Origin of the sequence: Sphingomonas sp. MMS12-HWE2-04 (assembly GCF_044881185.1) — a bacterium.
In the GTDB taxonomy this organism is placed as follows: domain Bacteria; phylum Pseudomonadota; class Alphaproteobacteria; order Sphingomonadales; family Sphingomonadaceae; genus Sphingomonas.
The window spans coordinates 1,838,736-1,855,633 of the sequence record NZ_CP173254.1 but is presented as its reverse complement, the minus strand read 5'-3'; the positions used below and the strand labels follow the sequence as shown (position 1 = coordinate 1,855,633).

Sequence of the window (16,898 nt, the reverse complement as noted above, 5' to 3'; positions counted from 1 at the left end):
TGTTGCCGAAACAACCACGGCCACGTTTGCGAGTTCCATGGCGAGCGGTTAGAGGCACGCCCGACCGCCTTTTCATACCCTAGTTAGGGAGACCGTTTCGTGACCGCAATCATCGACATCCATGCCCGTCAGATCCTCGACAGCCGCGGCAACCCCACTGTGGAAGTGGATGTGATGCTCGAGGACGGCAGCTTCGGCCGCGCCGCGGTGCCTTCGGGCGCCTCGACCGGTGCCCATGAAGCGGTCGAAAAGCGCGATGGCGACAAGTCGCGCTGGCTCGGCAAGGGCGTCGAGGCCGCAGTCAACGCCGTCAATTCCGAGATCGCCGAGGAGGTGCTGGGCCTCGATGCCGAGGACCAGGCCGATCTCGATCGCGCGATGATCGAGCTGGACGGGACCGAGAACAAGGGGCGGCTGGGCGCCAATGCGATCCTGGGCGTCAGCCTCGCCGCCGCCAAGGCGGCGGCGGACGCGCGCGGCCTGCCGCTCTATCGCTATGTCGGCGGCGTCAACGCGCATGTCCTGCCAGTGCCGATGATGAACATCATCAATGGCGGCGAGCATGCCGACAACCCGATCGACTTCCAGGAGTTCATGATCGTGCCGGTCGGCGCCGAAAACATCGTCGAGGCAGTGCGCTGCGGCTCGGAGATCTTCCACACGCTCAAGAAGAAGCTTCACGACAAGGGCCTCGCGACCGGCGTGGGCGACGAAGGCGGTTTCGCGCCGAACCTCAGCTCGACCACCGATGCGCTCGATTTCATCATGAGCAGCATCGAAGCCGCCGGCTACAAGCCGGGCGAGGACGTGATGCTCGCGCTCGATTGCGCCGCGACCGAATATTACCGCGACGGCGCCTATAAGATGGTGGGCGAGGGCAAGACCTTTTCCAGCCTCGAAAATGTGGATTTCCTTGCAGAACTCGTCGCCAAATATCCGATCTTCTCGATCGAGGACGGCATGGCCGAGGACGATTGGGACGGCTGGAAGGCGCTGACCGAGAAGCTCGGGGCCAAGGTGCAACTGGTCGGCGACGATCTCTTCGTGACCAATCCCAAGCGCCTCAAGCGCGGCATCGACGGCGGCTATGCCAATTCGCTGCTGGTGAAGGTCAACCAGATCGGCACGCTGAGCGAGACGCTTGAGGCCGTCAGCCTCGCCCAGCGCTCGTCCTACACCGCAGTGATGTCGCACCGTTCGGGCGAGACCGAGGATGCGACGATCGCCGACCTCGCGGTCGCGACCAATTGCGGGCAGATCAAGACCGGTTCGCTCGCACGCTCGGACCGGCTCGCCAAGTACAACCAGCTCATCCGCATCGAGGAGGAGCTGGGCGACGCTGCGGTCTATGCGGGGCGTTCCATCCTGAAGTGAGGCCTACGAATAGTGCGCGCCGCGTGCGATTTTAGCCGGCGCGCACTATTCCGTCGCATAAGTACATGTGCGGCCTTGATTAACGCGCGTGGTTAAGCAAAAACCAAGGCCATGGGGCGCACTTCTCCGATCCGTACCTTGCTTCGCCGCGCGGGCCTGCCCGCAGCCGTGCTCATTGCGATCAGCTTCTTCGGCTATAATGCCGTGATGGGGCCGACCGGAATCGTCGCGGCCAAGGAGCTGCGCGTCGAACTGGCCCAGCGCAACGACGAATTCGCGGCGCTTTCCAAGAAGCGCGCCGAGCTGAAGAATCGCGTTGATCTGCTTGATCCCAAGCGTGGCGCCGATCCGGACATGGTCGATGAGCTTGTCCGCAAGCAGCTCAACGTCGCGCGTCCCGATGAAGTGATCGTTCCGCTCGGCAAATAGGCCGCGTCAGTCGCCGATGTGGATCCGGCGGAAGCGCGCTTCGACGAAACTGTAGACGCCGAACAGCATCAGACCGATCGCCACGATCGCGAGCAACAGCGGCCCTTGCGGCTGGTCGCGCAGGGTGCGGAGCGCCTGGCCGATACCGCCTGCCTCATCGGCGCGTGCTTCAAGCGCGGCGTGGATGAGGAACCAGCCTGTCAGCAGGAAGACGATCGCGCGGGCGGCATAGCCAATCTGCCCGGCAAGGCAAACGTAGCGCGGCAGCGGCACGTCGCCGGTCAGTTCGCGTGCGAAGCTGCCACGATAGGCCTTCCACGCCTGCGCCGCCGCGCCGCCGATCAGCAGCAACCCGATCAGCCCAAGCAGCCATTCGCCGCCGGGCTGGTCCATCAGCCAGCCGGACCAGCTTTCTGCCCGCTGCTCGCTCGGGTTGGTTTCAGGCCGGGTAAGATGCAAAGCGAGCTTGCCGGCATAGATTGCGAGGAAGAAATGGACGACCGCGCTCCAGCCGAAGCCGATGCGCTCGACCAGCGCTTTGGCTTTGGTCCCGCGGCGATCGGGATCGAGGAACGCTTCGCTCAACCGCCACAAGGCATAGCCGGCGAGGCCGACGGCAATTGCTGCGACGAGAATGTGGCCAAGCGGCTTGTCGAGCAGCGAGCCCATCGCCTGCTGATTGTCAGCCGGAGCGCTGCCGAGGCGTGCCGCGTCCAGGGCGAACCAGCCGACGAGCAGGTATACGAGCCCGCGCGCTGCAAAGCCCAGCCGCGCCGCCAGCGTTGCGGCGGTGCGCGGATCGCGGCTCATGCGCTCTGCCGGGCTTGGAAGCGAGGCAGGGCTGAAGCTCGGCAAAACGTACGGATCATCCTCGGCTCCCGGCAATGCGCCGGTCCTAACGGCGCAGCGCGGCTTCGGTTGCACATCGCGCGCTTGAAGGAGCAGGCAGGTATAAGCCCCGCATCTTCGCTGAACGGCATTCTTCTCCGCGCGTTGACGTTGCGTCCGGGCCAGCAACGCGCTTATAGGCCCCGCATTACCTCCCCCCGGGCATGAGGATATCCTGTGGCCAAAGCACCGGCACGCACTGCATCTACCGAACCCGCCGTATCGAACCGCGAGCGACCCGCTCAGCCGGAGCGCTACAAGCCTTCCAAGGAAGAGCTGCTCGATTTCTACAAGCAGATGCTGCTTATCCGCCGCTTCGAAGAGAAGGCGGGGCAGCTCTATGGGCTCGGCTTTATCGGTGGCTTCTGCCACCTCTATATCGGCCAGGAGGCCGTGGCGGTCGGCCTGCAGTCCGCGCTCAATGGCGACACGGACTCGGTGATCACCGGCTATCGCGACCATGGCCACATGCTGGCCTATGGCATCGATCCCAAGGTGATCATGGCCGAGCTCACGGGCCGCGGCGCCGGCATCAGCCGGGGCAAGGGCGGCTCGATGCACATGTTCTCGACCGAGCATAAATTCTACGGCGGCCACGGCATCGTCGGCGCGCAGGTCTCGCTCGGCACGGGCCTGGCGTTCGCGCACAAGTATAACGAGGATGGCGGCGTCGCGATGGCCTATTTCGGCGACGGCGCGTCGAACCAGGGCCAGGTCTATGAATCGTTCAACATGGCCGAGCTGTGGAAGCTTCCGATCATCTATGTGATCGAGAACAACCAGTACGCCATGGGCACCAGCGTCAACCGCTCCTCGTCCGAGGACCAGCTCTACAAGCGCGGCGAGAGCTTCCGCATCCCGGGCATCCAGGTGGACGGCATGGACGTGCTCGCCTGCCGCGGTGCCGCCGAGGAGGCGCTGGCCTGGGTCCGCGCGGGTAAGGGTCCGATCATCCTCGAGATGAAGACCTATCGCTATCGCGGCCACTCGATGTCCGATCCGGCCAAGTATCGCAGCCGGGAGGAAGTCCAGTCGGTCCGCGACAAGTCCGACCCGATCGAGGCGGTGAAGCGCGAGCTCGAGGCGCTCGGCGTCAAGGAAGAAGAGTTCAAGCCGATCGACGCCGAGATCCGCAAGGTGGTCAACGCCGCTGCCGATTTCGCCGAGCAGACCCCCGAACCCGAACCCGCAGAATTGTACACCGATGTGCTGGTGGAGACCTATTGAGATGGCGATCGAACTCAAGATGCCGGCGCTGTCGCCCACGATGGAAGAGGGCACGCTCGCCAAGTGGCTCGTCAAGGAAGGCGATGTCGTGAAGTCCGGCGACATCCTCGCCGAGATCGAGACCGACAAGGCGACGATGGAATTCGAAGCCGTCGACGAAGGCACGATCGCATCGATCGTCGTTGCCGAGGGCACCGATAACGTGAAGGTCGGCACCGTGATCGCGACGATTGCGGGCGAAGGCGAAGACGCCTCCACTCCCGCTCCCGCTCCCGCAGCCGAGGCTCCCAAGGCCGAGGCGCCTGCCGCCGAGCAGAAGACCGCCGAGTCCGATGCCGGCGAGGATGGCGGCCCGAAAAAGGCCGAGAGCGGCACCAAGCAGCTTGCCAGCGACAAGGCGGCAACGGTTGCGGATCCGGCGATTCCGGAAGGCACCGAGATGGTCAAGACGACCGTCCGCGAAGCTTTGCGCGACGCCATGGCCGAGGAAATGCGCAAGGACGAACGCATTTTCGTGATGGGTGAGGAAGTCGCCGAGTATCAGGGCGCCTACAAGGTCACCCAGGGGCTGCTCGAGGAGTTCGGCGCCAAGCGCGTGATCGATACGCCGATCACCGAATATGGCTTTGCCGGCATCGGCACCGGCGCGGCGATGGGCGGCCTCAAGCCGATCGTCGAGTTCATGACGTTCAACTTCGCGATGCAGGCGATCGACCACATCATCAATTCGGCCGCAAAGACCAATTATATGTCGGGCGGCCAGATGCGCTGCCCGATCGTGTTCCGCGGTCCGAACGGCGCGGCGAGCCGCGTCGGCGCGCAGCACTCGCAGAATTATGGCCCATGGTATGCCAGCGTTCCCGGCCTGATCGTGATCGCCCCCTATGACGCGGCCGACGCCAAGGGGCTGTTGAAGGCGGCGATCCGTTCCGAAGACCCGGTCGTGTTCCTCGAGAACGAGCTGATGTACGGCCGCAGCTTCGAAATTCCCAAGCTCGACGATTATGTTTTGCCGATCGGCAAGGCGCGGATCGTGCGCGCCGGCAAGGACGTCACGCTGGTGAGCTACTCGATCGGCGTGGGCGTTGCGCTCGAAGCCGCCGAGACGCTGGCGGGCGAGGGCATCGATGCCGAGGTGATCGACCTGCGCACGCTGCGCCCGCTCGACACCGCGACCGTGCTCGAGAGCGTCAAGAAGACCAACCGCCTGGTGGTGGTGGAAGAGGGCTGGCCGACCTGCTCGATCGCCTCGGAAATCTCCGCGGTGGTGATGGAGCAGGGCTTCGACGACCTCGACGCCCCGGTGCTGCGCGTCACCAACGAAGACGTGCCGCTGCCTTACGCCGCCAACCTCGAGAAGCTCGCGCTGGTCAGCGCGGCCAAGGTGGTCGAGGCAGTGAAGAAGGTGACGTACAAGGCCTGAGTCTGGCTGGAATTAAGAAGGGGCGTCGCACAATGTGTGCGGCGCCCCTTTTTGCGCGGCGCGGCCGCTTCGCAGCGCCCGTTCGGATCAGGTCGCGAGGCGGGCGGTGGCCACGGCCTTGGTGAACAGGGCCTGCAGCGCATCCGAGATGCTCTGATCGGTTTTGACCGTGTACATCAGCTCGGGCGACGCGCATTTCGTAAGCTGCGGCGCGATATTGGGGATAGCCGCAGTTGCGATGGCGCGTTGATTAGGCTCGTCGTCCTGGATCGAAGCCACCGTATATTCGGTGTAGAGGATCGCGATCTTGATACCGCGCGCCTTGATCGCGTTGCATTGGGTTATCTGAGCTGCCTGCATCGCGGCGCGCGTGCGATTAGCGGTTTTGCCGGTAAGGCTTTCGTCGCTCATGCCATCCGTGACCATGAACAGGAAAGCCTGCGGCGTATCGCCGAGCTGATTGGAGCCTTTGCCCGACGTGGTCGGCATTACCGACAGCATGTTGGTCAAAACCGATTCGAAGCTGGTGAAAAGATATTCGCTACCGCTCTCGCCATTCGGGGGGCGTCCGCCACCGGCCTTGTCGTTGACCGTTACCAGATCGACCTTGCTCACTGCGTTGCCCGCCGTGGTGAGATCGGAGAGCGACGAGATCGTTTTGAAATTGGTCTTGTGATCGAACGTGTAAATGGCTGCGCGATACGTGCGGCTGTTCGCGACTGCGTAGGATGCGGCGAGCGTCATCAGGTCGGCTGCTGCCGTCCTTTCATCGGTAACGCGCAAGCGAACACCCTGATTCAGGGCATACCAGTAGCTGTCAACATAAGTTCCGTCGCTATTGTAGATGCAGAGATCCTTCTTGGTATTGCTATTCGTATAGCATTTGGATTCGCTGGTGGTCCTGTTGTTATAATAATAGCTACCGTTCGCGTCGATCTGCGTCCGTTCCGTCGCCTTTCCACTGTCGAGGATCGTCGACATTGGTTTGTTGATAGACAACATCGGGATGTTCATGATCATCCGGTCCATCGATTGCGTCACCGAATTCTCGATCTTGTTCGAATGGCAGGCGAAAGCGCAGCCCACGGCATTGTCCATGATCGAGAAGCCCGCGGTCTGGGTCGGCAGTGCCATCGACGGCGAGGTGTCGAGCGCGAGGTAGAAATCGATATTTGGCGCCGCCGTAGCGGTTGCGCTGGAACGGCCGCCGATCGTGATTGTGGTCATGCCGACGATACCGGCGAAGGCGTTTGTCGACTTTGCCGTATAGGTGACGACGGCATCGCGGGTCGTCGTGGCGGCGTTGTTGCCGGTAATCGTTACGACCAGGTCGGCATCGTTCCAGATAAGGCCGGGCAAATCGCTAATCTGCGCCTTAAACATGGCAAGTGCGGCATTCTTCGCGGCCGTGTTGTCGAGCTTCATCATCGGCTCGGTAACGGCCGCTAGAGCCGCGGCGTCGGCCGCGGCATTGAGCCTGGTCTGCAGGCGGGCGGCGCGCGCATAGTCCACCGCCATACCCGTCGAAAGGGTGAGCGGGATGACCGAGAAGGCCATGATCATCAGGACGTTGCCACGGCGGCTGCGGGCGACGGCGCGCAGCGCCCGGCCCATGCGCGCGAAACGGTTCCGGAGTTCGCTCATGAGATTTTCTTCACTGTGCTGGAGGCGCGCGGACTCATGATAATGACGTCGCGCATCGGTATGGTGCCGATCAGGCTGCTCGCTGCGACAGGCACATAATTATACTTGATCGTCGCCACGATCAGCGAGGTGTTGTTTTGCTTGATCGACGACGCGACGGTGTAGGCGGAGCCCTCGGTCAGCGCGGTCGTATTGCGCGCGCGACTCCATGAGACCTTGGCGTTGCCGCTGCCGTCGATTGAAACTTGCGATACAACGAGTTCGGCGTTCGCCATTTTATAGGGAGTCATCACCTGCTGGCTGGCCGCGAGGATGTCGTCTAGATCGCCGTTGGTCACCGAGGTATATTGCGAAGTAAGATCAGCGATCGTTCGTGTCGCGACCGTCACTTTGCGATAGGCCGATATCGCGTCCGAGAGCTGGTAACCACCGATATACAGCAGCACCAGGAAGGGGAGCGCGAAGGCGAATTCCACCGCCGCTATGCCGCGCTTTTCGCGGAGCAGGGCGCCCATCATGTGTAGGGCTCCGTTTTGAAGACCGATGTGGCATAGAGGAGGCGCTTCTTGTTCGACATTGTCGACAGGTCGAAGCCCAGCGGACCGCCCTGGACGTCCCAGACGTACATGATCCGAACGATGTTGATCGATCCGGCGCCGCCGGGCGTATACACGAAGCTGTTGGTGACGTTGCCGTTGCTGTCGAAAGTGATCGCCGGCGCGCTAGTCGAAATGGCCGCGAAGCTCGCCGCAGTCTGGACGTCGACAAGCACGTTCGAACACTTCATGAAAGACGGAAGCTTGGAGCAGACGAGGGTTTTAAACCCGTCCTTGCTCATACTGCTCTTTTGCGCCTGGCCGGTAAGCAACTGCCGCACCGATTTTTCTGCGGTGGTCTCGAGTGTCTGTTGCGCGAAGAAGACCAGGCTGGTCTGCAGGATCGCGACCATCAGCGCGGCGAACGGGACGGCGACAAAGCCGAACTCGACCAACGCCGCACCTCGCGTGTCGGCGAGCAGGCGCGCGACAGGGCTGGCGCTGCGACGGCGCACAAAACCCCGGAAACGGGACGAGTGGATCATCATGTCACGCAGCCCTTGGTCCCTTTGGGCTGGCATGCCATGGGATCAGTTAACAAATTCCTAGAAGGACCCCCGCGATGGAACGCGATCCCTGGCGCCGGATCATCCTCGCCTATGCGGCGACGTACGCCCGCGACGGATTGACCGCGCTGCTGGCGCTCGACGACGCGCTCGCGCTGCTGCTGCGCACCACCACCCAGCCCGCAGTCGGGCAGCTCCGACTTGCCTGGTGGCGCGAGGCACTGGCCAAGCTGGACATCGCGCCTGCCCCGGCCGAGCCCGTGCTCCAGGCCTTGGCGCGTCATGTGCTGCCCAAAGGCGTGCGCGGCGAGGCGCTGGTGCCGATCGTCCATGGCTGGGAAGTCCTGATCGAGGAAGATGTGCTCGGCCATGCGGCGCTCGTCCAATTCGGCGAGGGGCGCGGTCGGCTTTTTGCGACCGCGGCGACCATATTGAGCGCCAATGCATCCGATCCGGTTGAGATTGCTGGGCAGGGCTGGGCGCTGGCGGACCTGGCAGGAAATCTCGCAGATCCTCGCGAGGCGGCGGAGGCCCGCGCGATCGCGGCACCTCTGCTTGCGGAGGCGGCGGGGCAAAGATGGAGCCGCAACGGGCGCGCGCTGGGCGCCCTGACCCATCTCGCGAGGATCGGGCTTGAAGCGCCGCAGATGGGCCCACGGCACGTCGCGAGGCTGTTCTGGCACCGGCTGACCGGCTGCTAGCGGCTTGCCAGCCGCAGCGGTGGCGCTAGGCTCCCCCAATCGATCAGGGGAGATCGGCGATGTGGCGCTACTTCGTTGGGGCCGCCGCGGCCTTGTTGCTGGCTTTGGCGGGCATGTTCCTGTTTCGAGGCACGGCCTCGACAGCGCCGCGCTTCCCTGGCGCGCCGTCTGCGCCAGCAACGGCTGCAACGGCCGACGAGGTTGCGTTGCCGGACGCCGCGCCAAGCGCCAGCGCCAAGACCCGCGAGCAGAAGCGGTTCGATCGCTATGACAAGGATCGCAACGACGCGGTCAGCCGCGAGGAGTATCTGATGTCGCGGCGCAAGGCGTTCGCCAAGCTCGACACCGATCGCGATGGCAAGCTCGGCTTCGAAGAATGGGCACTGAAGACGACCACGAAGTTCGCGGAGGCCGACAAGGACAAGTCGGCAACGCTAACCCGCGCCGAATTCCTCGCGACCGCGCCCAAGCGTGCGGCCAAGCCGCGCTGCAGCTGTGGACCCGCCGCACCGGCGCCAAAGGAAGACGCCGACGACTAGGCCGGAACCCATTCCCGGAACGCAATACGGGCGCGTTCGGTATACATCAGCTTGCGGTCCGCCTTCTTGGTGCGGCCCTCGATCGGCGGGAACAGCCCGAAATTGACGTTCATGGGCTGATAGGTCTCGACCTCCGCCTCGCCGGTGATGTGGGCGAGCAGCGCGCCCAACGCGGTCTCGCGCGGCGGCGTGGCCAGCGGCTTGCCGCCCAGCTCGGCCGCGGCGAAGCGACCTGCGAGCAACCCGATCGCCGAACTCTCGACATAGCCTTCGCAGCCGGTGATCTGCCCGGCGAAGCGGATATTGGGGCGCGACTTCAACCGCAGCGTGCCGTCGAGCAGTTCGGGCGACTTGATGAAGGTGTTGCGATGCAGCCCGCCCAGCCGCGCGAACTCGGCCTTCTCGAGCCCGGGGATCGTGCGGAACAGCTCGACCTGTGCGCCATATTTGAGCTTGGTCTGGAAGCCGACCATGTTCCACAAGGTGCCGCTTGCATTGTCCTGCCGGAGCTGGACCACCGCATAGGGCCAACGCCCGGTGCTGGGCTGATCCAAGCCGACGCCCTTCATCGGGCCGTAGCGCAGCGTATCGAGCCCGCGCTCGGCCATCACTTCGATTGGCATGCAGCCTTCGAAATAGGGGACATTCTCCCATTCGCGATATTCGGTCTTCTCCCCGGCCATCAGCGCGGCGTGGAAGGCGAGATATTCGTCCTTGGTCATCGGGCAATTGATGTAATCCTTGCCCGAGCCCTTGTTCCACCGCGACTGGAACCAGGCGACTTCCATGTCGATCAACTCGCGGTGGACGATCGGCGCGATCGCATCGAAAAAGGCGAGCTGCTCCTTGCCGGTAGCGCCGCCAATGCTCTCGGCAAGGCCGGGTGCGGTGAGCGGGCCGGTGGCGACGATGGTCAGCCCTTCGGCGGGCAGCGCATCGACGCGCTCGCGGACGATGGTGATGTTGGGATGCGCGGCGAGGGCGGCGGTGACGCCGTCGGCGAAGCCATCGCGGTCGACGGCGAGCGCCGAGCCGGCGGGGACCTTGTGGATGTCGCCCTGGCTCAGGATCAGCGAGCCGAGATCGCGCATTTCCTGGTGCAGCAGGCCGACGGCATTGCGCTCGGCATCGTCGGAGCGGAAGCTGTTCGAGCAGACGAGCTCGGCGAGACGGTCGCTCTGATGCGCGGCGGTCATCGTGCCGGAGCCGCGCATTTCGGAAAGCTTGACCCGGAAGCCTGCCTGGGCGAGCTGCCACGCGGCTTCGGAGCCGGCGAGCCCGCCGCCGATGATATGGATGTCGTGTGTCATCGCGGCGCCCTAAACTTACGCTCTCCGCCAAGCAACCATGCGAGGTTCGGGCACAACCAGCTTGGCATTGCCAGCTTGCACGGCGCGTAGCCGAACGGCGACGATGCCCAGCCGGCGCACCGGCACGCCGGGGAAGAGGTGGTGCTCGAGATGCAGGAACATGTTGTAGGTCATCCAGTTGAGCAGCGGCGCGCGCTGGGTGCGGGCGATCTGGTCTTCGCAGTCGTGATGCGTGGTCCAGACCGCGAAGAACGCAGTCAGGCATTGCGCCACCAGCATTGCCGCGAGGTGATAGCGCAGGAAACCGATGCCGCTGGCCAGCGCAACGCCGATCGTCATCAGATTGAGCGCGGCATCGATCCGCATGCGCCGCCGCAGCGCCGGGCTGCCGTCGCGCCATGCCGCGCGGTGCATCGCAATGGGAAAGACCGGGCCGAACAACAGGACCTGTCCCAGGCGCATCCTGCCCGCCGCTCCCTCAAGATCGCCGTCGGTGCCGAGATGCTGGTGATGGCGGAGATGATTGAAGGCGACTGCGCTGTTGGATCCCAGCATCAGCGCGCTAAGCGCGTGCAGCACGATCCGGTCCCCGCGGGGCCGAAAACCGAGATTGCCGTGGATCGCCTCGTGGTTGAGCCGCAGCGCGGTCAGGAAGAACAGGAACGAGGCGATTGTCGCAGGCACCCAGAGCGCGAAGGCCGCGCATCCCAGGCTGAGCCCCAACCAGGGCAGCGGATTGCAGCATTCCGCCAGTCCGTCGCGGACGCGCATCGATACGAGGTCTCGCCACTGGATTTCGGGCTGTCGGCGAGCGTGGCGTGCACTGCGTGTCATGGCTTCCTCCAATTCTTCCCGAAGCGTTCAGCGCTCCGCTTCTATCCAGCGGATCTTTTGGCGAGCGAGCAGTGCGCAGGCGCTTCCGGTGAAGATCAATGCGAGCGCAGGCGGCTCGTCCGGCCTCGTGCCCAAAGTCGCGCAGATTCCCGCCGCGGTGGCAGCGCCCGCGAGCGCCCACATCGCGGGATGCTGCAGCCCCAGATTGTGGCGACCGAGTTCGGCCATTGCCGCAGTCCCGATCAGCACCGGCAACAAGGCTAGGAGCGCGCCGACTATTCCTGCGAGCAGGAGGAGAGGCACGATCCCCAACATGCTGATGTCCAGCACGACCGGCCAAGCCGCCGAGGGGCACAGCATCTGCGCCGTCAGCGGGAATGCGAGGAGGTAGAGAATGCCGGCGCTCAGCAGCGGTCGGCTGAGCGCGCCCCGCATCCAGACGATGCGCACGGGCGCGTGCATGGCTCAGGCTCCTCGTGCTACGCGGCGCTCGACCAACCAGCCTTCGACCGTCCGGCCGAAATGCGCGATGGCACCCATGTTGAAAAAATGCATCGCGCCGAGCACGATAACGGCGAGCCCTACCTTCGAGCTGAGGAAGCGGATCGCGCCGGGAAGCGTGGTCGGCTCGGCGCCGAGACTGAGCGTCAGCGTGATGAAGCCGATGTTGATCAGGTAGAAGCCAATGACCAGAAGGTGATTGGTCGAGCGCGCCAGCGTCTCGTTATGGCCGAAGCACTGGACCAGGAACACCTCTCCGTTGCGCGAAAGCGTGCGGGCGACCCAGATCGTGATGCCGATCGTGAGCAGCAGGTAGAGCGCGTAGACGACCTCGATCATGACATTTCCCTTCATTCTGAAATCTCAGAAATATATAGGCGTGGCATCGCCTAACTGTGACGCGGGCTTAGGTCTCGGTTTTAGCGCGGCGCGACGGCACGAAGCGCGCAACCCTGCCACCGAGCTTCATCAACGTGACGAGGGTCGGCTTGGGAAGGCGGCGAACCTGTTCGTACCAGTCGCCAAGGGTGGAAATGAACTCGTGCGTGCGGGTGACGCGTTCTCGAAGCTGTGTGGGGGCTGTCTCATCCTTCGCCAGCCGCGCTGACAGTTCGGCGAGCAGGGTGATGGTGGGATCGATCTCACGGCGCTTGCGCTCGGCGGTGATACGCAGCAGCAACTCCCAGAGATCGGTCTCGGCGACGAAATGGTCGCGCCGATCGCCCTCGACATGGACGCGGCGGACGATGCCGTAGGACTGGAGTTCCTTGAGTCCCGTCGAGACGTTCGAGCGCGCCAGCGTCAGCGCATCGACGATATCCTCGGCAGTGATCGGGGCGTCGGACAGATAGAGAAGCGCATGGATCTGCGCGACCGAGCGATTGACCCCCCAATGCGTGCCCATTTCTCCCCAGTGGAGGATGAAGGCTTTGGCATCGGGATGATCGGTCAGGGGCATGTTTTCACCATTTCTGTATTTACAGAAATATCGGACGCTCTGCGGTCTGTCAATTGCCGGTTGCGCGGCGTGAGTGACTGCTGTCTGCTTGGTGCAAATGGGGAGGACGGCTTGGCACGACGCATGGCCGCATCGAACATGCCGTTTCTGCTCGCGTTGCTGGCGGGCGGGAGTTTCTACGCCACCCTCTGGTTCGCGGTGGATCCGCTCCTGCACACGATTTGGAAAGGGGCGGGCGTCGGACTGCTCGCGGTCTGGGCGGCGACGAAGGCGCGGCGGACGGATCAGTGGCTGATCGCGACGGCGCTGGGGCTGGGGGCGCTCGGCGACGTCTTGCTCGAGGCTAGCGGGCTGACGGTCGGCGCGATTGCATTTCTTGGCGGGCATATTGCGGCGACGACCATGTACCTGCGCAATGGTGCCGCACCGATGGCCTGGGCGGCAGGCGTTGCGGCAGGTGTTTCGATCCTTGCTACCGGACCAAGTCCAGCCCCCGGGATAGCGCTCTATGCCCTCGGCCTGGGGGCGATGTGCGGGAGTAACTGGGTCAGCCGCTTTCCCGTCATCGCGAAGGCGGGCGCGGCGCTGTTCGTGACCTCGGACTTGCTGCTCGTCGCGGAATTGGGCCCGTTAAGAAACTCGCCGGTGCCCGGGCTGCTGATCTGGCCGACCTATTTCGCCGGACAGGCGTTGATCGCCTGGGGCGTGGTTTGCACGCTGGCAGGAGAGACGCGTGAAAGTCTTCACCATCGGCTATGAAGCCACCACCATGGCCGAGTTCATCGCCGCGCTGCAGCGCGCCGGGGTCGAGCGGGTGATCGACGTGCGGGCGCTGCCCTTGTCGCGGCGCCCGGGCTTTTCGAAGAACAGCCTGGCCGCGAGCCTGAAGGAGGAGGGCATCGACTATGTCCACCTCAAGCAGCTCGGCACGCCCAAGCGCGGGCGCGATGCGGCGAAGAAGGGCGATGTCGCCATGCTGCGCCAAGTCTATGACGTCCAGCTCGGGCTGCCCGAGGCGCAGGCGCAGGCGGCGCAGATGCGCGCGCTCGCCGCGGAGAAGCCAAGCGCGCTGCTGTGCTTCGAGCGCGACCCCGAACATTGCCACCGCACCCTGCTGCTCGAGGCGGAAGGCGAAGGCGCCGATGTGGTGGACTTGGTCCCCTGAAAAAAATCGGGGCGGCCTCGAAGGACCGCCCCGTGAGTTCGGGGAGCCGGCGCTGCAGAGGGGGAAGAGAACGCCGGCTGCAAAACGCTCTGGCGGCGGGGCGTTACGGGCGTATTTCGCTTTGTTGCAACGCCGCGCCAAACCGTCCGGCCTTGTAGGAAAAATCGCGCTTAGCGTCCCAGAATGCGTGCGAATCGTGAAATTCCGTTGCGCAATTTCATAACGTCACCACGCGCGGCATCGGACGCACGCGCGCCTTCTTGGGCGCCGCCGCATCCGGGGCAGCGGTACGCGCGCGGCGAAGCTTTTCGGGCGCGGGGACCGCGACCTCGATCTGATCCCAATTATACGGCTTATCGGGCCAGCGCGGCGGCCCGCGCCGCCCCAGCGTTTCGAGCGCCTCGGCAAAATGCGCGGTTCGCTCGGCGATCCGCAACTGATGATCGAAATCCAGCCCCTCATGCTCGCGCCGCCACGCGCCGAGCGCATTGTTGGCGAGTCGATCGTTGAACTTCTCGCGCCACCCGACGATCGAAATGCGCAGGTCTCCTGATTCGAACGAAACGGGAACGATGGCATGGAGGCGGGGGTGTAGGAAAGCGCAGCTTGCCCTGTCTTCGAATCCATTCTCCAGGATTGATAAGGGCGCCCCGGCAGTGCCGGAGCGCCCTGATGCGACCCCTGGGGGATGGCTTAGAACGAAGTCCAGTCGTCCGAGGAGGAGGCCGATGCCATGGCGGCGACGGGCAGCGCCTGGACCGGCGAGACATAGCCGCCCGACTTGGCGCCCGACTTGGCGGCAGCCTTGGGCGCCCTGGCCGGTGCCCGGGCGGGCGCGGGGGCGGCGGGCCGGCGGATCTCGCCACCGATGACGAACTTCGAAGCCTGGTCAGCAAGCGAAGTCACTTCGCCCAGCAGGTTGCGCGCGGCGGCGGAGGTCTGCTCGACCATCGCGGCGTTCTGCTGGGTCGACTGGTCCATCGTGCCCACGGCGACGCTGATCTGGGTGATCGCGGTCGACTGGGCCTGGTTGTCGGTCGCCATGTTGCCGAGCAGGGCATGAACCTCGCCGACATCGGTGGCGATCTCGGCCAGCGCGCCGTCGACCTTGCCGACCATCTCGACGGCCGAGACGATGTCGGTCTGGGTCGCGGTGAGCTGGTCGCGGGCGCGGGCGGCTTCCTCTTCCGAGCGCATCGCCAGTGCCGAGACGAGATCGGCGACGACGGCGAAGCCACGCCCGGCTTCACCGGCACGGCCGGCTTCGACCGCGGCATTCATCGCGAGAACGCGGGTCTGGAAGGCGATCTTGTCGAGCCCCTCGATGACGCTGTCGATGCCCTTGGCGCCGGCGGCGACGCGGTTCATCGCCTGCACCGCTTCGTCGGCGACCGAACGGCCGCCTGCGACCGTGGCGATCGCCCCATCGGCACGCGCGACCGTGCGGCCCGCGGCGGTGGCGGTGGCCTTGAGCCGGCCGTCCATCTGGGTGACTGCGGCCGAAGTCTCTTCGAGGCTGGCGGCATTGGCTTCGGTGCGGCGGGCCAGGTCTTCGGAGGCCTGGGCGATTTCGCCCGAGCCGGTGCGGATCGACGCGGTCGATTCCATCACCGAGCCGATCAGCGTGCGCAGATTGTTCAGCGCATCGTTGAAATTGACCTTCACCGATTCATAGGTGGGCGAGAAATGGGCATCGATGCGCGCGGTCAGGTCGCCCTGGGCGAGCTGGCCCAGCCCGGTTTCGAGCGATTCCACGACGATACGCTGTTCCGCGTCCGCGCGGGCCTTTTCCGCGTCGGCAAGTGCTTTCTCGACCGCGGCTTCGCGGAACACCAGCACGGCCTTGGCGATGGCGCCGATCTCATCGCCGCGCTCGGTGCCACTAATCTCGATATCGTTACGGCCGCCGGCAAGATCACCCATCCGCTCGACGATCACTGCTAACGGGCCCGTGATCGCGCGGCGCACCATCGCCAGGGTCAGGCCCGCGACGACTAGCAGCGCTGCGAACGAACCGGCCAACAGCCACCAGGTCGTGGCCTTTGAGGAGCGCGCGGCTTCTGCGGCGCCAGCATCGAGATCGCTGTCCTGATGATCGACCAGCTTGTTGAACAACTCGTTGATCTTCGCATAGAGTTCACCTGCCTGATCCTGGCCGCGCGTCTCAGCCTCACGCCGATTACCCGCGGCGAGATAGCCTTCCACCGGCGCCATCAAGGCATCATATTCGGCAATGCCCCGCGCCACCGTGTCAAACGTAGCGACGTCGTCGCCATCCATGAACGGCTTGAGCGACTGCATCTGCTTGCTCAAATCGGCGCGCTCCGAGCGGATCGTCTCGCGCAGTTTGGGCAGATTTTGGGTATCGGTCTCGATCAACCGCTCTAGCCATAGCTGATGCAGCCGGGCGAGCCGCTCATTGGCGGCCGACGCGATCTTGAGGCTTTCCGCCTCATCGTTGACCAGTCCGGCGGTTGTGGCAGCCATGCGGGTGAGCTGGAGCGAGCCGATCCCTGCGATCCCGAGCGAGAGAATCCCAAGCGCCGCTACGGCGAGAAGTATCTTCCCTGCGATCCGCATGTCAGAGAACAAGTTCATCGAGCTTCCTTCCTGCACGCGCAGACGACCGGACGCCGGTAGACCGGCTCGCATTCATTATAGCGGGTTTAATCGAACCGTCGCGGATACGTACAAATACGAGTTGATCAATCTGCTCGATCATTGCCGCTAAAATTAAGTTCTGGATGCCGGAAATGATCCGGAAATACACGGGACTTATAGTAAATGGCAAATTATCCATATT

Annotated in this window: 19 protein-coding genes; 8 read left to right on the top strand and 11 right to left on the bottom strand. The window is 64.2% G+C overall.

Features of this window, described 5'->3' with window-relative positions; all coding sequences use genetic code 11:
* Positions 1-99: 99 nt before the first annotated feature.
* Together eno and AB2M62_RS08360 are read left to right on the top strand one after the other, a co-directional pair.
* Positions 100-1,374: a phosphopyruvate hydratase gene (eno, locus tag AB2M62_RS08365; RefSeq protein ID WP_404339319.1), complete on the top strand. Its 1,275-nt coding sequence runs from the start codon at positions 100-102 to the stop codon at positions 1,372-1,374.
* Between the two features lie 111 nt (positions 1,375-1,485).
* A complete protein-coding gene (locus tag AB2M62_RS08360) occupies positions 1,486-1,803 on the top strand; it encodes a septum formation initiator family protein (RefSeq protein ID WP_404339317.1) in 318 nt (105 codons plus the stop codon).
* Between the two features lie 6 nt (positions 1,804-1,809).
* Here AB2M62_RS08360 and AB2M62_RS08355 read toward each other — a convergent pair whose 3' ends face one another.
* The gene (locus AB2M62_RS08355) at positions 1,810-2,613 is read right to left on the bottom strand and encodes a DUF1206 domain-containing protein (protein WP_404339315.1); all 804 of its coding nucleotides are present in this window, start codon (positions 2,611-2,613) and stop codon (positions 1,810-1,812) included.
* Between the two features lie 255 nt (positions 2,614-2,868).
* On the opposite strand from AB2M62_RS08355, the gene pdhA reads away from it, so the two are divergent.
* Both pdhA and AB2M62_RS08345 read left to right on the top strand, forming a co-directional pair.
* Complete coding sequence (gene pdhA / locus AB2M62_RS08350; RefSeq protein WP_404339313.1) at positions 2,869-3,918, top strand: pyruvate dehydrogenase (acetyl-transferring) E1 component subunit alpha; 1,050 nt, start codon at positions 2,869-2,871, stop codon at positions 3,916-3,918.
* Between the two features lies 1 nt (position 3,919).
* Positions 3,920-5,341 (top strand): pyruvate dehydrogenase complex E1 component subunit beta, encoded by a 1,422-nt coding sequence (locus tag AB2M62_RS08345; RefSeq protein ID WP_404339311.1) that lies wholly within the window; start codon positions 3,920-3,922, stop codon positions 5,339-5,341.
* A gap of 87 nt (positions 5,342-5,428) precedes the next feature.
* Here the strand turns inward: AB2M62_RS08345 and AB2M62_RS08340 are convergent, their stop codons facing one another.
* Genes AB2M62_RS08340 through AB2M62_RS08330 form a run of 3 tightly spaced genes read right to left on the bottom strand, consistent with a single transcriptional unit; the run spans position 5,429 to position 8,036 of the window.
* Positions 5,429-6,985 (bottom strand): TadE/TadG family type IV pilus assembly protein, encoded by a 1,557-nt coding sequence (locus AB2M62_RS08340; RefSeq protein WP_404339309.1) that lies wholly within the window; start codon positions 6,983-6,985, stop codon positions 5,429-5,431.
* A complete protein-coding gene (locus tag AB2M62_RS08335; RefSeq protein WP_404339307.1) occupies positions 6,982-7,503 on the bottom strand; it encodes a TadE/TadG family type IV pilus assembly protein in 522 nt (173 codons plus the stop codon). Before AB2M62_RS08335 ends, AB2M62_RS08340 begins: the two co-directional genes overlap by 4 nt.
* The gene (locus AB2M62_RS08330) at positions 7,500-8,036 is read right to left on the bottom strand and encodes a TadE/TadG family type IV pilus assembly protein (protein ID WP_404339305.1); all 537 of its coding nucleotides are present in this window, start codon (positions 8,034-8,036) and stop codon (positions 7,500-7,502) included. The genes AB2M62_RS08335 and AB2M62_RS08330 overlap by 4 nt, the downstream gene beginning before the upstream one ends.
* A 107-nt stretch (positions 8,037-8,143) precedes the next feature.
* Here AB2M62_RS08330 and AB2M62_RS08325 point away from each other — a divergent pair, with 107 nt between their 5' ends.
* Both AB2M62_RS08325 and AB2M62_RS08320 read left to right on the top strand, forming a co-directional pair.
* On the top strand, positions 8,144-8,788 hold the full coding sequence (locus AB2M62_RS08325) for a hypothetical protein (RefSeq protein WP_404339303.1): 645 nt from the start codon (positions 8,144-8,146) through the stop codon (positions 8,786-8,788).
* 206 nt (positions 8,789-8,994) lie between these two features.
* On the top strand, positions 8,995-9,327 hold the full coding sequence (locus AB2M62_RS08320) for a hypothetical protein (RefSeq protein WP_404339301.1): 333 nt from the start codon (positions 8,995-8,997) through the stop codon (positions 9,325-9,327).
* On the opposite strand, the gene trmFO is transcribed toward AB2M62_RS08320, so the two are convergent.
* From trmFO to AB2M62_RS08295, 5 genes are read right to left on the bottom strand one after another with little or no spacing between them, the layout of a single operon-like run.
* Positions 9,324-10,637: a methylenetetrahydrofolate--tRNA-(uracil(54)-C(5))-methyltransferase (FADH(2)-oxidizing) TrmFO gene (gene trmFO / locus AB2M62_RS08315; RefSeq protein WP_404339299.1), complete on the bottom strand. Its 1,314-nt coding sequence runs from the start codon at positions 10,635-10,637 to the stop codon at positions 9,324-9,326. The genes AB2M62_RS08320 and trmFO overlap by 4 nt on opposite strands.
* A gap of 15 nt (positions 10,638-10,652) precedes the next feature.
* A complete protein-coding gene (locus AB2M62_RS08310; protein ID WP_404339297.1) occupies positions 10,653-11,471 on the bottom strand; it encodes a fatty acid desaturase family protein in 819 nt (272 codons plus the stop codon).
* 27 nt (positions 11,472-11,498) lie between these two features.
* Entirely contained in the window at positions 11,499-11,933 is a 435-nt protein-coding gene (locus tag AB2M62_RS08305; protein WP_404339295.1) for a hypothetical protein, read from the bottom strand.
* Between the two features lie 3 nt (positions 11,934-11,936).
* On the bottom strand, positions 11,937-12,326 hold the full coding sequence (locus tag AB2M62_RS08300; protein ID WP_404339293.1) for a hypothetical protein: 390 nt from the start codon (positions 12,324-12,326) through the stop codon (positions 11,937-11,939).
* Positions 12,327-12,378: 52 nt separating this feature from the next.
* Positions 12,379-12,930, bottom strand: a complete 552-nt coding sequence (locus tag AB2M62_RS08295; RefSeq protein ID WP_404339291.1) for a GbsR/MarR family transcriptional regulator — start codon at positions 12,928-12,930, stop codon at positions 12,379-12,381.
* On the opposite strand from AB2M62_RS08295, the gene AB2M62_RS08290 reads away from it, so the two are divergent.
* Positions 12,913-13,689: a lysoplasmalogenase family protein gene (locus tag AB2M62_RS08290; RefSeq protein WP_404339289.1), complete on the top strand. Its 777-nt coding sequence runs from the start codon at positions 12,913-12,915 to the stop codon at positions 13,687-13,689. The genes AB2M62_RS08295 and AB2M62_RS08290 overlap by 18 nt on opposite strands.
* Positions 13,664-14,095: a DUF488 family protein gene (locus AB2M62_RS08285; protein ID WP_404339287.1), complete on the top strand. Its 432-nt coding sequence runs from the start codon at positions 13,664-13,666 to the stop codon at positions 14,093-14,095. Before AB2M62_RS08290 ends, AB2M62_RS08285 begins: the two co-directional genes overlap by 26 nt.
* A 217-nt stretch (positions 14,096-14,312) precedes the next feature.
* Here the strand turns inward: AB2M62_RS08285 and AB2M62_RS08280 are convergent, their stop codons facing one another.
* Both AB2M62_RS08280 and AB2M62_RS08275 read right to left on the bottom strand, forming a co-directional pair.
* A complete protein-coding gene (locus AB2M62_RS08280) occupies positions 14,313-14,531 on the bottom strand; it encodes a hypothetical protein (protein WP_404339285.1) in 219 nt (72 codons plus the stop codon).
* Positions 14,532-14,788: 257 nt separating this feature from the next.
* Positions 14,789-16,693, bottom strand: a complete 1,905-nt coding sequence (locus tag AB2M62_RS08275; RefSeq protein ID WP_404339283.1) for a methyl-accepting chemotaxis protein — start codon at positions 16,691-16,693, stop codon at positions 14,789-14,791.
* Positions 16,694-16,898 lie beyond the last annotated feature (205 nt).

Bases quoted from the DNA above. Each gene is read 5' to 3' on its own strand.
- AB2M62_RS08360 (WP_404339317.1), top strand. From the start codon at position 1,486: ATGGGGCGCACTTCTCCGATCCGTACCTTGCTTCGCCGCGCGGGCCTG.
- AB2M62_RS08355 (WP_404339315.1), bottom strand. From the start codon at position 2,613: ATGAGCCGCGATCCGCGCACCGCCGCAACGCTGGCGGCGCGGCTGGGC.
- AB2M62_RS08345 (WP_404339311.1), top strand. From the start codon at position 3,920: ATGGCGATCGAACTCAAGATGCCGGCGCTGTCGCCCACGATGGAAGAG.
- AB2M62_RS08340 (WP_404339309.1), bottom strand. From the start codon at position 6,985: ATGAGCGAACTCCGGAACCGTTTCGCGCGCATGGGCCGGGCGCTGCGC.
- AB2M62_RS08335 (WP_404339307.1), bottom strand. From the start codon at position 7,503: ATGATGGGCGCCCTGCTCCGCGAAAAGCGCGGCATAGCGGCGGTGGAA.
- AB2M62_RS08325 (WP_404339303.1), top strand. From the start codon at position 8,144: ATGGAACGCGATCCCTGGCGCCGGATCATCCTCGCCTATGCGGCGACG.
- trmFO (WP_404339299.1), bottom strand. From the start codon at position 10,637: ATGACACACGACATCCATATCATCGGCGGCGGGCTCGCCGGCTCCGAA.
- AB2M62_RS08310 (WP_404339297.1), bottom strand. From the start codon at position 11,471: ATGACACGCAGTGCACGCCACGCTCGCCGACAGCCCGAAATCCAGTGG.
- AB2M62_RS08305 (WP_404339295.1), bottom strand. From the start codon at position 11,933: ATGCACGCGCCCGTGCGCATCGTCTGGATGCGGGGCGCGCTCAGCCGA.
- AB2M62_RS08300 (WP_404339293.1), bottom strand. From the start codon at position 12,326: ATGAAGGGAAATGTCATGATCGAGGTCGTCTACGCGCTCTACCTGCTG.
- AB2M62_RS08290 (WP_404339289.1), top strand. From the start codon at position 12,913: ATGATCGGTCAGGGGCATGTTTTCACCATTTCTGTATTTACAGAAATA.
- AB2M62_RS08295 (WP_404339291.1), bottom strand. From the start codon at position 12,930: ATGCCCCTGACCGATCATCCCGATGCCAAAGCCTTCATCCTCCACTGG.
- AB2M62_RS08275 (WP_404339283.1), bottom strand. From the start codon at position 16,693: ATGAACTTGTTCTCTGACATGCGGATCGCAGGGAAGATACTTCTCGCC.